General features: G+C 58.1%; 10 protein-coding genes. 9 read left to right on the top strand and 1 reads right to left on the bottom strand.

Annotation, left to right across the window (positions count from 1 at the left end):
* On the top strand, positions 1-510 hold the full coding sequence (locus HRF49_05745; GenBank protein ID MEP0814152.1) for a TlpA family protein disulfide reductase: 510 nt from the start codon (positions 1-3) through the stop codon (positions 508-510).
* A gap of 88 nt (positions 511-598) precedes the next feature.
* Positions 599-1975 carry a hypothetical protein gene (locus HRF49_05740; GenBank protein MEP0814151.1) on the top strand — a complete coding sequence of 459 codons (1377 nt, stop codon included), beginning with the start codon at positions 599-601 and terminating at the stop codon, positions 1973-1975.
* Here the strand turns inward: HRF49_05740 and HRF49_05735 are convergent.
* Complete coding sequence (locus tag HRF49_05735; GenBank protein ID MEP0814150.1) at positions 1972-2175, bottom strand: hypothetical protein; 204 nt, start codon at positions 2173-2175, stop codon at positions 1972-1974. The genes HRF49_05740 and HRF49_05735 overlap by 4 nt on opposite strands.
* A 48-nt stretch (positions 2176-2223) precedes the next feature.
* Between HRF49_05735 and HRF49_05730 the strand changes: the two genes are divergently transcribed.
* The 7 genes from HRF49_05730 to HRF49_05700 all read left to right on the top strand — a co-directional run bounded on the left by HRF49_05730 (position 2224) and on the right by HRF49_05700 (position 12930).
* Complete coding sequence (locus tag HRF49_05730) at positions 2224-2442, top strand: redoxin domain-containing protein (protein MEP0814149.1); 219 nt, start codon at positions 2224-2226, stop codon at positions 2440-2442.
* Between the two features lie 9 nt (positions 2443-2451).
* Positions 2452-3072 carry a hypothetical protein gene (locus tag HRF49_05725; protein ID MEP0814148.1) on the top strand — a complete coding sequence of 207 codons (621 nt, stop codon included), beginning with the start codon at positions 2452-2454 and terminating at the stop codon, positions 3070-3072.
* Positions 3073-3224: 152 nt separating this feature from the next.
* Positions 3225-3803 carry a hypothetical protein gene (locus HRF49_05720; GenBank protein ID MEP0814147.1) on the top strand — a complete coding sequence of 193 codons (579 nt, stop codon included), beginning with the start codon at positions 3225-3227 and terminating at the stop codon, positions 3801-3803.
* A gap of 82 nt (positions 3804-3885) precedes the next feature.
* The gene (locus HRF49_05715) at positions 3886-7980 is read left to right on the top strand and encodes a PQQ-binding-like beta-propeller repeat protein (protein ID MEP0814146.1); all 4095 of its coding nucleotides are present in this window, start codon (positions 3886-3888) and stop codon (positions 7978-7980) included.
* Between the two features lie 16 nt (positions 7981-7996).
* Complete coding sequence (locus tag HRF49_05710; protein MEP0814145.1) at positions 7997-10537, top strand: fibronectin type III domain-containing protein; 2541 nt, start codon at positions 7997-7999, stop codon at positions 10535-10537.
* 124 nt (positions 10538-10661) lie between these two features.
* The gene (locus HRF49_05705; protein ID MEP0814144.1) at positions 10662-11975 is read left to right on the top strand and encodes a nucleotide sugar dehydrogenase; all 1314 of its coding nucleotides are present in this window, start codon (positions 10662-10664) and stop codon (positions 11973-11975) included.
* Between the two features lie 10 nt (positions 11976-11985).
* Positions 11986-12930, top strand: coding sequence for an SDR family oxidoreductase (locus HRF49_05700; GenBank protein MEP0814143.1), 945 nt, complete (start codon positions 11986-11988; stop codon positions 12928-12930).
* Positions 12931-12953: the final 23 nt, after the last annotated feature.

The raw sequence follows: 12953 nt of genomic DNA, 5'->3' as shown, positions 1-12953 counted from the left end.
ATGCGCGTAGCTGTTATGCTGTTTATTGTAATTGCGGTCGCCGTTGTACCGCTTCTGCCGGGGTCCGCCGCGGACACCACCGCGCCCGACTTCACCCTCAAAGATCTTGACGGAAACAATGTCAAGCTCACGGACGTGTTGAAGACACACGAGCTTGTGCTTATTGATTTCTGGAACATCGCGTGCAAGCCGTGCGCCGAGTTCATGAACTCGTTTGATCCCTGGAACGAAGAGTACGGCGATCGGGGATTCACGATCCTTTCCATCAACACCGACAGCTCGCAGACCACTTCCAAGGTCAAGCCATTCATCTCGGGCCGCAATTACGAATTCACGGTGTTGCTCGATCCAAACCTGGAAGTATATAAGCGCTATCAGGTCAAGGGCGTTCCCACGACGCTGCTCGTCAACAAGAACCGCGAAATCGTCCTCCGCCATCTGGGATACAAAAAAGGGGTGGAGGAGGAAATAGAGGATGCCATCGAAGCCAATCTTCCGCAGGCGGATTAGTTTTTGGGCGTTGATTTGCGCGGCAAATCGGCCGCGTGGAGGAGATATGGGTTGGCCTAATTCCTTGCGTTTTTCATTTGCGTTTGCAATGCTTCTGGCCGCAGCCGTTCCATTGGCGGGCGCGTCCACGGAGGATGAAGGAAGCAGCAATGACAGTTTTCCCGTACTTACTTACGGCGGAAGCAACAAGACGCAGTACACACGCGACAAGATCAGCGACACGCGCAAGACCGAAAACGAATTCGCGCTGAATTTGGGATACGGCGATTTCGACGGCTACTTCCGCATCTCGAACGACCTCGCGTTTCCGAACACGGAAAAAAGCACAGAGTTCGAAAAAGCCACCATCCGCTGGCACGGAAGAAACGTGACGCTTACGGCCGGCGACTTCAGCGCGCTGTTCTCGAACGGACTCGCGCTGAATGTTTTCGAGGCGCCGGACATCGATTACGACACGGAGCTGGAGGGTCTCAAGGCTGACGTCGAAATCGGAGACGCGCTCTTGACGGTGCTTCACGGCGAATGGAAATCGGACAGCATTAAGAAGCCGGACACGGTGCAGGCCGCGCACCTTGAAATTCCCATTAGCGATAATGTGTCAATCGGGGGCTCGTACGTGGAAGTCGATGACTACGTCAGCGAGTTTGTCGGTACAAAGGAGCACACCGAGACGGGCGCGAACGCTTCGGTCTCCGTGGGGCCGTTCGAGTTTTCCGGCGAGTTCGTGATTTTCGACCGCAAGGAGGACGAGTCCACGTTCGACGGCTCCGGTTGGATCGTTGCCGGAACGTATTACGGCAAGAACTGGAGCGTTCACGGCGGCTACTACGATTACGACGAAATAGCCACGGTATACGCGGTGCCAGCCACGTTCAAGGAGCATCCCGAGCACGGCGGAGTTTCGGCCGCGGACGAAGTGGGCTACGGCGCCAAGGTAACCTGGAGCCCGCCCGACCTCGGCCAGATAGACATCAACTACGCGCAGAGCAACGAGGATGGCGGCGGCTTTCCATATACCGAGGCCATAACAACCTGGACGCTGCCCTCGATGAAGCGCGACAACATCCAGATTCAAAGCCGGTACGATTTCTGGTTGGATACGAAGCAGAACGCGACGCTTGTTGAATGGCAGCATACGATTGACGAAGACTGGACGAGCACGGTTTCAGGCGAGATAACCTGGGTGGATGACTTCAGCGGTACGCGTCAGGAGCACCTTTTGGCGCTAGGCGCGGACTACCAGCAGATGCTGTCGATCAACTACATGTACGAGCTGGCGCAGTTCAAGTTTCCGACGCAGAACGAGTGGAACAACGTCACCGTGCGTTACAGCGACCCCGGATACAGATACGACGTCCAGTTCAAGGTCGGCTCGCAGCGCGCGGGCTACAACTGCTCCGGCGGCATCTGCCAGTTACTGCCGGAGTTCAAGGGATTCGAGCTGACCGTCAATTTGTATTTCTAGCTGAACGGAAACAGTCTGCAGAATCCGCGACGGATTGCACGGCGCGAAAATGCGCGCGCAGGCGAAATGTGATCGCCGCGCGCCGCATTCACCTTGGCGGCAAGTCGATGCGGTATCGTGCCGGTAAAATCGATGACATTGGTGTCGTGGATAGACACCGATACCGAGTGGAAATCCGCAGCCTGAACGCGGCGCTCCATGGGCTGTGAATTCGGCGATACATACTAATCGCAGTCAATACTGGTATTATGCATCCGGGGAACATCGTTTCAAGGAGTCATAACATGAAAAGAGCATTCGTACTTGCGACGCTGGTCGTCGCGCTGGCCGCGACCGCGGCGCACGCGCGGCTTTCCGCGGGGACGCAGGCGCCGGAGTTCACGGGCGCGGGCGTTGACGGCTCGCCCGTTTCGCTGGCCGATTTCAAGGGGAAGTACGTTCTTCTGGATTTCTTCGCAACCTGGTGAGGGGGCTGTATGGAGGAGTTTCCTCTGCTTGCGGAATACAGGAAGAACCAGAAGTTCGGGGACAAGCTGGCCTTCGTTTCAATCAGCTTGGACAATGAAAAAACCAAGCCGGCATTGGAGGAGCTTATCGCGAACGGCCTCGACTGGCCGACGGCCTACGACGGAGGCGGGTGGGACAACTCGATTGCCAAGCTCTACGGCGTTCAGAGCATTCCGCAGCTTATGCTGATCGGTCCGGACGGGAAGATACTCTTGACCGACATCTGGAGCGACAGTTACGGCGACGTGGACAAGGTGATCAAGGCCGGCGCGGCGTACAAGCCGCTCGTCATACAACTCACAGGCCTGGACAACTCCGCCGAGGGATACAAGGTGCGGATAGACGTGGACAATCCCGATTCCACCAAGTATCAAGTGAAGATCGAGTACTACCTCGGCAAGAAAAACGCGGAGGGCCGGATCGTTTGGGAGGATGAGCCGCGCTATGATGCACTTTCCGCAGATAAGAACGTATTTCATGGGGTGTTCAAAGTTCCGAGTAAAGGATACGACGCGTTCATCATGACTGTTTCGGTCTTTTCGGAGTTTCTGGGCAAGGAAGTTTCAAGCGATTTCCGGATGCGGGTCTAATTTGAGGAAAATGCAAAAAAGGCCGGTAATTCCACCGCCCGGGCCGGTCTCCAACCGGGCTTGTGGATAATTTTCGCCGCGTTTGCATAAAAATGCTTGACATGGTATAATTCCGCTCACGCCGCCGCGAACCTACATGGAGGTATGAAGCTATGATCGGCTTCAGGCCAGTTTTTGCCGCGTTTGTTTGCGGCGCCTTTTTGCTGATGACCGCCTGCACGGGCGGCAACAACCATCCCGGCACGATGATGGGCAAGTTCAGCATAGCCGGGGGCACTATCGAGGCCGGCTTCGCCAGGTTGGAGATTCCGCCGAATTCGATTACGCTTACGGATACGGGTCGCGAAGATCAGCAGGGCGACGAGCGGGGCAGGGATTTGACCACCTACTTCGCTTTGGTTAAATCTTACGCGCAGCCCGCGGGCTATATTCCCGGATCGGTAATCGAAATCAACGCGGTATCTAATTTCGAGGCGCAGATAACGTCGAACCTGTTTCTGGGCATTTCCTACGCGCTTTCCGAAGTTCCTGCGGGAGTGGGTCCGGGCGACCTGGCGATCGGGCATTACTATGTCGTGGTGACGACGGACGAGGAAACGGGCGAAACGGTAGTCGAGGAGTTTATCGACGAAATTCCGACCACTTACGACGAGGACGACGGGATGATCGTCGGAGCAATCAACGACACCGGCGTGTATTTCCTTATGCTTGCATCCGGCGCAGGCGCGTAAAAGCGGATTTTCCGGGCTGCGACGTGCTTTGGGCGATTCCACGCGCCCGTGCGCAGGCGGGGTATAATGAAACCGGTTCGAAATGTTTTCAGCCGATAACGAACGGCCGGTCGCAGTCCGTGCAGCACTAATCGTTTTCATTTGCATTTTGGCTGCGTCGACGATTGTATCCTGCCGCGGCGGGGGAACGGCGCGCGCGGGGCTTCCCGCGCACAGCGTCACGCCGAACCCGGCTTCGGCGGATGGCCGCTGGCTTGAAATGGACGGCTTCAGGGGGTCTTTGCTTGACCGGAGCCTAAAAGCGACCGCATTCCCGGAACTTGCAATCGGGCTGGCTGTGGAGCCGGGCTGGAATGCGACGACATTGCGCATCATTCAAAAGGCATCCAGGCTGCCTGACGATTTGTTCTTATGCGTTTCGTATGACCACGCGCTATGGAGCTTTCAATCGGCTGAATACAGGGGCGGTCTTGGGAGCGACGCAATCCACGCGGAAATACCGGCGGGGAGCGGAACGCTTCATTTGGGAGCATCGAGATTAGCGGATGCGCGAGGCGGCACCGAGCCGGAAGGAGCGGTCGGCGCGGCAGTTTTCGAGGTTCGGTTTGCGCGGGGGGCGGAAGCGCCATCGCGCCGCGCTGCGAACGCGCCGCTGCAGGATTGGAACAAAGTAACCGACCTCGCGGCTTCGGATACAGGCGGCGATACGGTGCTGCTGACTTGGCGGGAGCGCAACATAGGAGACTACGACAACAACGGCGAGGTGGGCATCGCCGATATTACGCCGATTGCCTTGCACTGGATGGAAACGCCGGCGAATACGCAAAATTCGGAAGTTTTCGAGCTGATTGACGGAAGCGGCGACGGCGAAATCAGTATTCCGGACATTACGCCGATTGCCCTCAATTACCTGAACAGGATAACCGGCTACCATGTTTACCGCAGCGGGATTTCGGGGCCGCTTCCGCCCGGCAGCTCGACGAGAGCCACGACTTTACGTCCAGTTCCCGAACCCGGCGAGGGAAGGCTCCATTACGAATGGCTCGATTCGCCCGGTGCTTCGGGAAGTTACACATACACGGTGCGTCCGTTTTCTGACCCGCTTGAGGACGAGCCCGTCGGCATCGAAAGTGATCCGGCGGCGGTAAATTTCACGTTTCACGGGGGCGCGGACGTAGTTCCGCCTGTCTGGGACAGCGGCGAAGAAGGCGTGACCGACGCAATCGCGGGCGAGTCCAGCATTCTTTTGAAGTGGGGGCGCGCTGTGGATGCGGCCTCGCCACCGGTGACGTACCGCATTTATCTTTCCTTGGGCGATGCGGTGGATTTCGATGTGCCGGATCTCGTGCAGGATGTGGATGCAGGCGATCCGGACGATCCGGAGCATACATTCCAATTGTGGGATCTGCCGGCTGGTTCCAAATTTTCTGTCGCCGTGAGGGCGAGGGACTCGCACTCGCCTCCCAACGAGGATCAAAACACCGAAACGCGGACGGTGACGCTGGTCGAAAACGAAGGTTGGTTGGATTTCCGCGGCGGGTCCGGCAGGACGGGCGCGGCGCCCGGAAGTCTCCCCCCCCCGCTGACGCTGGTTTTCGAGCATCCGCTGGATCCGGACGGCCAGTCTAACACGACGCCCGCCATTGTCGCGGGCGCATCAGGCGATGCCGAAATCGCGCTGTGCGCGGTGGGTGATTCGCTTTTTGCCTACGACATTTCCGATCCGCAGAACATAACCGAGCGCTGGGTGTTTCCGGCGGGCGGGCCGGGCGAGCAGATAGATTCAAGCCCCGCCGTCGCGGCCGATCGTGTTTTTGTCGGAAGCCAGAGCGGATACTTGTATTGTTTGAGTTTGCTTGACGGGACAAAGCTGTGGGAATACCCCGCCGGCGGAAACGTGCCATCCAGTCCAGTTGTCGTTGACGATGTGGTTTATTGCGGCACGGCGCAGGGCGAGCTTCTGATGCTTTCCGCGCTCGACGGCAGGCCGCGATGGACGTACGGAGTGGACACTGTGATGGCGTCAAGCCCCGCCGTGGCGGACGGAAGGGTTTTCGTCGGGAGCGGGACGCAGGCCGGAGTCCCCGCGCAAATCGTCAGCTACGATACAAGCACCGGTCTGGACTGGTTTACGAATACACCGGGGGGAGTGCGTGCCTCGCCCGCGGTCGCCGACGGCCGCGTGATGGTCGGCGATCTCAACGGCCGGTTCTACATCCTCACGACATTCGGCGCGTCGCTCCACGCTCCGATCAATCTGGGCGGAGAGATAAACGCGAGCGCGGCTTATTCGGACGGCATTGCCTATGTATCGGCGGTAATGGACAGCTTCTCGAGCCGCGTTTACGCGATAAACGTGGAGACGGGCGACTTCGCTTGGCCCGCGCCGGCAACGATCGCCAGTCCGCCCGTCCGCTCGTCTCCGCTTATCGCGGGAAACTATTTGTACGTCGTGGACGGCAACGGAAAAATCCTCGCGTACGATGCCGCAACCGGGGCAAAGCTTTGGGAGTGGTCAAGCGGCGGGCCGCCGTCGCTCACGACGGGCAGTCCGGTAGTATGGAACAACAGGATTTACCACCAGGGCGCGGATCACGCGCTTCGGGCGTTCGATCCGACGTTCGATTTCGATCCGCCGGTTTGGACGGGACAGCCCGGGCTTCTCCAGGCGGGGCATGGCTCCGTCGGACAAAACGTGATGCTGAATTTGATAGCGGGCGATGCGGTGGATTTGATATCGCCCCCGGTAAGGTGGCGGTACTTTCTCTCGGATTTTCCAATCGTTGATTTCGACGGCGCGGACGGGCCGACCAGCGGCACGATTTCGTTCGGCCCCATCGCCTGGGGGAATTACACGTTCAACGTCGCGGACATGAACCGCGCCAAAGCGAAGTGGGATGCTCACCGCGCGTGGTACGCGGCGCGCGCGCTTGACAGCGCGTTTCCGCCGAACGAAGACGACAACGAGGTCACGGTTGACTATACGTTCCCTTGGAACGGCGAGTATTCGCTTTACGACGCCGGTGCGGGCGAGAAGATATACACGTTCGACGCGGCTTCAGCCGGTTTTTACGGTCCTCTTGTCGCGATGTTCAAGACAACGCCGTCCGGATGGAAGCTTTCGACATTCAAGGAAGGCCAGCTTATCCGGCATGAATACGACCTGCTGGGGAATCCGGACATCGTCGGTCTCGGATATCTGGATTTGGAGAAAAACGAGGCCGACGGAAGTTACGCCCTTGCGGCGGTAGTTGAAAATTCGCTCGGTTTCAAAGATCTTTACATCGGGACAATTGCGGGCGCTACCGAGCAATTTCCTATGGCCAAGCTGCCCACAGGCGCGGGCCATGATTGGGGAACGGTTTCCGTGGCATTCGACGGGAACGGCAATCCCGCCGCCGCCAATACCTATTGGAACGACCTTTCGATGCCGCTGACGCTGACCGAGCTGTTGCCGCAATACCATTACTTGTCCAGCCAGGATCCGCCCCAGTGGATGCAAGAATTTATTGATTCAGATGCCAATCTCGTGCAGACAAGGTACATAGATCTAGCGTTCAAGAAAGACGGAACGCCTGTAGTTGCATATACGAAGAGCAACACGATGACCGGCGGCAATACGGGATTGTTCGTAGCGGAGCGCCGCGGCGTCGCGGATTGGCGGATTGTACCTGTCGACGGCGGTTCGCTGACCGGCACGACCGGATACCACCTTTCGATGATTTTGGACGGGAACGACCTGCCGGTTATCGTTTACTCGGACATCGAAAACAAGCTGCTCAAAATCGCGCTGCCGGTCGGCGCGGACGTCTGGAATATCGTCTCTCTCGGCGATATTAACAACGGTTCAAACGTTCACGACGGCACTTGTTTGATACCAACGCCCGGAGCGGGGCCGGGCGACGGCAGCGCGGACTACGCGCTCGCGCACTTCAGCCAGTTCGGCTCGACAAAGAACTGGGAGAAGGTATTTGTGCGCGTGTTCGGAAATCCGGGCGGCTCGTATGCGATTCCTCCCGAAAGTGCGTACCAGCTAGACGACCCGTTCCAGCCGATGGACGACAGCGCATCGATTGCGCTCGTGCCGGAGGGATCCGCGCTGTACGCCTATTTCGCGGCGGATTTCGGCGCGCGTATTATGTACGATTCGATAGAAATGTCTCATTTTTTGAAATGAATTCAGGGGAATGCGCTTGAGCAAGATTCTTACGGCGTCCATAGTCTTTTTCGCCTCAATTGCTGTTGCATTATCGCTTTCTTCTTGCGGCGGGAAAAACGTATTTCCCGCACAATCCGCCGACGGCCGGTTCAAAGCGGTTGCAATCGCGGGCGTTATGGATTATTCGATCAATCTAACAGAAACGGCTGACGGGATTCGAATCGAGTTGAGTGCTCCGGCAGCATCGGATGGATTTTTCGTTCACATCGAGTATCCCGAGGATTCGTACGAAGCAAAATCCGCGTATTTCTCGCGCAGGTTCGGCGATGGATACTTGAAACTTGCGGTGCTGACGCGCCCCGGCATAGCGGCGATAGGCGTAACTCGCATCGGCGGCGGGGCTATTCCCGCCGGGGAAATCGCCGCAATCAACCTTGTCTGCGGAACCTCGGGCGAAAGATCAATATCCGCAGCTCCGTCCGGCCCGGCGAACGTCGTGACGAACCTGATTGCGACGCCGCAGTCCGCCGATTCGATCCGGTTTACCTGGAACGGCAAAAACAACGGCGATTACGATGCGGGCGGTGAGGTCAACGTGGCGGACATCACGCCGATTGCTCTCAATTTCCTGCGCGATCCAAACGACGGCGAAGGCGATGACGTCCTTGAATCGCTGATCGACGGAGACGGAAGCGGAGACGTAGGCGTATCCGACATAACTCCCATCGCGCTGAATTATTTGGCGGTGCTCTCCGGCTACCATATTTACCGCGGAGTCCCCTCCCCCCCCGGCGAGCCGGTTTGGAACGCACAACCGCTTGAAATAGGCATAGTACCGGAAAACTCAACCGTAGTTCCTTACGAACCGGGCAGAGATCCGCAGTACGGATTTTTCAGGTTCGACGTGACCGTTCCGGTGGATCCTGCGTTTCTTTCGTCTTCGTCCGCTTGGCGCGTAGTGCCGACCGACGGAGCATCGGAAGGAACACCAAGCGATTACGCAATAACGGAGCCCGGCGACACAACGCCGCCCGTGTGGATATCCGGAAACGGAATAGAGTCGGCGGTTGCCGGCGCGGGATCGGCTCTGGTTACCTGGGGAACCGCCGAGGATGCGGACAGCCCGCCCGTGACTTACCGAGTTTATTACGGACTGTCATCGGAAGAAATTCCGCCGAATGCGTTTTACGAGGATTTCGGCTCGAATACCCATTCAGCTCTGATAACGGGGTTGGATTTGGCGGAGTACGCGTTTTTCGTCACCGCGCTCGACAGCGAGTCACCGCCGAACGAAAACACGTCCGGAGGTACGCTGTTTGCGACTCCCTTCGATGCGCTCGCAACCGTCCCTCCCGCGACGAAAACGCAGGTGAGCGCCGTGGACGCGGATGCGTGCGACATCGCGCTTGCGCCCGAATCCGCACTGCCGCCCGTTCCGATGGAGCCGGGCGCGCCGGTTATCGCGTACGCGGAGCCGGGAGGCGCGCTCAACATCGCGTATTACAAAAACGGTTGGCAGGAGGAGCAGGTTTCGCCGGGAAGCGCCGGACTCGGCGCGCCGGACGTTTTCTTTGCGGGTGGGCAGGTTTTAATCGCCGTCCCCGATGCGACGGCAGGCTCGATTTCGCTATTTTACGGACTTCCGGGGCAGGGCTTCGCCGAGGCGCTTGTCACCGACGCTGCATTGGGCGCGAATTCGCTTAAGGCGGCTTATTCCCCGGGCGGCGATATCGCGATCGCGTATTCGGCTCCCGGAGGAGGCGGGGACGCCGAGGTTCGATACGCATTTGCGCCGTACACCGGAGGCTCGCCCGACGGGCTGTCCTGGAATTTTGAAACAATCGGATCGCAGCCCACGGTTGTATCGGTCGCGCTCGACTTCGATCCCGCGGACGGTTCGCCCGTTGTTGTGTACACCGGCGGACAGGTGGACTCGCAGACGTTTGCATTCGATACTTCGGCTTTCAGGGCGGCGCGCCTCGGCACAGATTCCTGGAGCGTAAGCGACCTCGCGTCGCAGCTCGGCGATGTGAATCCTCTTGCGATGTCCGCGGCTTTCGTCGAAGGGGAGATGGAAATCACTTACCAAAAGGCGAGGTCGGTCACAGTCCCGTCCGTAGGCGATCTTCCCGTTTTCGATTTGTCGGTATGGAGGGGCGGAGCTTCGCCTGTGAACAAGACTTTCGTTTCGGGTTCGATTTCGCTGATAGGTCTTTTCCCGCCTACAGTCGGGATAACCTACGGCCTTGTACCCGCGATTGTGTCCATTCCGTCCGGCTCAAGCAAGGACGCGTGGATCGGCGCGGTGACCGCGCACGCGGAAGTCAACGTATCAGCGTTCCCCGCGCTCTCGGGCGCCGCGACGATCGACCTCGAAGCGAGTGGCCAGACCGGCTCGAACGTGCCGAACGCCGCCGACGTCGGCCTTGGACAGGGAAGGGGGCTTGCGGCCGAGTTCGGCGCGGGGAAGGTTCAGGCTGCGTTTCTGGAAACCGGAGAAATCGACTTGTCCACGCTTGAAGGTCTGCTTAATTTGCCCGCTGGACCGGTTGTTTATGCGGCTGTAGTTCCATAGTGCCGGCTTCCGGAAGCTGTTGCGGGCGCGCGCCGAGAGGGCTATACTTGTCTGTGCGCCCCGCGACGCGGGGTGCTATCATTTTCGCCTTTCGTTGCCCCGGAATCCGGGGGTGGAGCCAAAGTTGCTTGAATTTCAGAATCGCTCGAACGACCGAAGTCTCAAAATCGGCGTAATCGGCCTCGGCTATGTGGGTCTTCCGCTTGCGGTTGAATTCGCACGCGCGGGATTCAACGTCCTTGGATTCGAAGTGGACAAGGGCAAGATTCAAAGCATTAACACCGGCAGAAATTACATTCCCGACGTGGACGACGGGCTGCTCGCCAAGCTTGTATCGGACGGGAAGCTCGCGGCGACCGCGGAATTCCCCAGGCTTGCCGAATGCGATTCCGTGAGTATATGCGTACCCACGCCTCTCTCGAAAACGCAAGAGCCGGACATCAGCTATATCCTCTCGGCTACGGAGCAGTTGGCGAAGCACATTAAGCCGGGTGCGCTGGTAGTGCTCGAAAGCACCACGTATCCCGGGACGACCGAGGAAGTGATGCTGCCTCTGCTTTCAAAGAAAAGCCGCAAAGTGGGCAAGGATTTCTTCCTCGCGTTCAGCCCGGAACGTGTTGACCCGGGCAATCCGGTTTACGGGACGGGCAACACTCCCAAAGTGATTGGCGGAGTGACTCCGGAATGCGTCAGCCGTGCAAGCTGCCTGTACGGAACGATAATTTCGAAAATCGTCCCGGTCAGCTCCACAATGGCGGCAGAAATGGTGAAGCTTGTCGAAAATACTTTCCGCGCCATAAACATTGCCAGCGTGAATGAAATTGCAATGAGCTGCCACAGGCTTGGTCTGGATGTATGGGAAGTGATAAATGCGGCTTCAACCAAGCCGTTCGGATTTGTTCCGTTTTATCCCGGCCCGGGACTGGGAGGGCACTGCATACCGATAGATCCGCTTTATCTTTCGTGGAAGATGCGCTCCCTGAATTTCCGTACGAGGTTCATCGAACTCGCGAACGAGATTAATCGGGAAATGCCCATGTGGGTTGTGGAGAGGATCGCCGACATTCTGAATGACCGCTCGATGCATATAAGAGGCACGGACATACTTGTTTTGGGTGTTGCATACAAGAAGGACATAAACGACGTAAGGGAATCTCCGGCACTCGAAGTGATGGAGCTTTTGATAGACCGCGGTGCGAACGTTTATTATCATGATCCGCACGTGCCGGAATGCAAGTTGTGGGAAGTAAGCGGCAAGCCCGTGACTATGCGCTCGGTTGAGCTGACGCCCAAGAATATATCCTCGGCGGGGCTGGTCGTATGCACCACAGACCATTCGGCGTTCGACTGGGCGTTTATTCTTAACCATGCGGTGCAGGTTTTCGACACCAGAAACGCGACAAAGGGCATCGTCAACGAAAAAATCGTACGGCTTTAACGGGGAAGAAATGGCGCACTATCTGGTGACGGGCGGGGCTGGGTTCATTGGAAGCAACATAGTCCACGAGCTGGCGCGACGCGGCGAGCGGGTGCGTGTTCTTGACGATTTTTCGACGGGCAGGCGGGAAAACCTGGAAGGCGCAGAAGCGGACTTCGAGCTTGTCGAAGGCTCGATAACCGATTTCGAAACATGCCGTGGCGCATGCGAGGGGATTGACTTCGTGCTGCACCAGGCGGCGTTGCCTTCAGTACCCCGGTCGATAATCGATCCGGTTTCTTCTACTCATGTGAATGTCGGCGGAACGGTCAATTTGCTCCACGCGGCGGTCAAAGCAGGTGTGAAGCGTTTCGTGTTCGCGGCTTCGTCGAGCGCTTACGGCAACACGCCGACTCTGCCGAAGCACGAGGAAATGCCCGCAAATCCGATGTCGCCTTACGCGGTGACAAAGCTCACCGGCGAGCAATTCTGCAAGGCGTTTTTCTATTGTTACGGCCTTGAAACCGTCGCCCTTCGATATTTCAACATTTACGGGCCGCGGCAGGATCCTTACAGCCAGTACGGAGCGGTTATTCCGATTTTCTGCCGCCAGATTATCCGCGGCCAGCCTGCGCCGATTCACGGCGATGGCCGTCAAACGCGTGATTTCACGTTCGTCGCAGACGCGGTGGAAGCGAACCTGCTCGCGTGCAGCGCGCCGCCGACATGCGCCGGTGAGGTGATTAACATCGGCGCTTCGGGGCGCACGAGCGTTCTCGAATTGTTCGAAATGCTGCGCGACCTGCTCGGCAGGCCGGATGCGCAAGCAGAGTTTTTGGAGCCGCGCGCGGGCGATGTTCGGGACAGCTACGCTTCGATTGACAAGGCGAAAAGGCTGATCGGGTACGAGCCGCGTTATGATATCCGCCGCGGGCTTGAGCTCGCCATCGATTACTACAAGCGGGTTTGCGGTTAGTGTCCCAAAATCGCTCTGTGAAG

Source organism: bacterium (assembly GCA_039961635.1).
GTDB lineage: Bacteria > 4484-113 > 4484-113 > JAGGVC01 > JAGGVC01 > JABRWB01.
Note: the sequence above shows the minus strand (reverse complement) of the source record. Positions and strands in the feature narration are given on the sequence as shown.

Coding starts and splice junctions, on each gene's coding strand:
- HRF49_05740 (MEP0814151.1), top strand. CDS start 599: ATGCTTCTGGCCGCAGCCGTTCCATTGGCGGGCGCGTCCACGGAGGAT.
- HRF49_05700 (MEP0814143.1), top strand. CDS start 11,986: ATGGCGCACTATCTGGTGACGGGCGGGGCTGGGTTCATTGGAAGCAAC.
- HRF49_05745 (MEP0814152.1), top strand. CDS start 1: ATGCGCGTAGCTGTTATGCTGTTTATTGTAATTGCGGTCGCCGTTGTA.
- HRF49_05735 (MEP0814150.1), bottom strand. CDS start 2,175: ATGGAGCGCCGCGTTCAGGCTGCGGATTTCCACTCGGTATCGGTGTCT.
- HRF49_05720 (MEP0814147.1), top strand. CDS start 3,225: ATGATCGGCTTCAGGCCAGTTTTTGCCGCGTTTGTTTGCGGCGCCTTT.
- HRF49_05730 (MEP0814149.1), top strand. CDS start 2,224: ATGCATCCGGGGAACATCGTTTCAAGGAGTCATAACATGAAAAGAGCA.
- HRF49_05715 (MEP0814146.1), top strand. CDS start 3,886: ATGTTTTCAGCCGATAACGAACGGCCGGTCGCAGTCCGTGCAGCACTA.
- HRF49_05725 (MEP0814148.1), top strand. CDS start 2,452: ATGGAGGAGTTTCCTCTGCTTGCGGAATACAGGAAGAACCAGAAGTTC.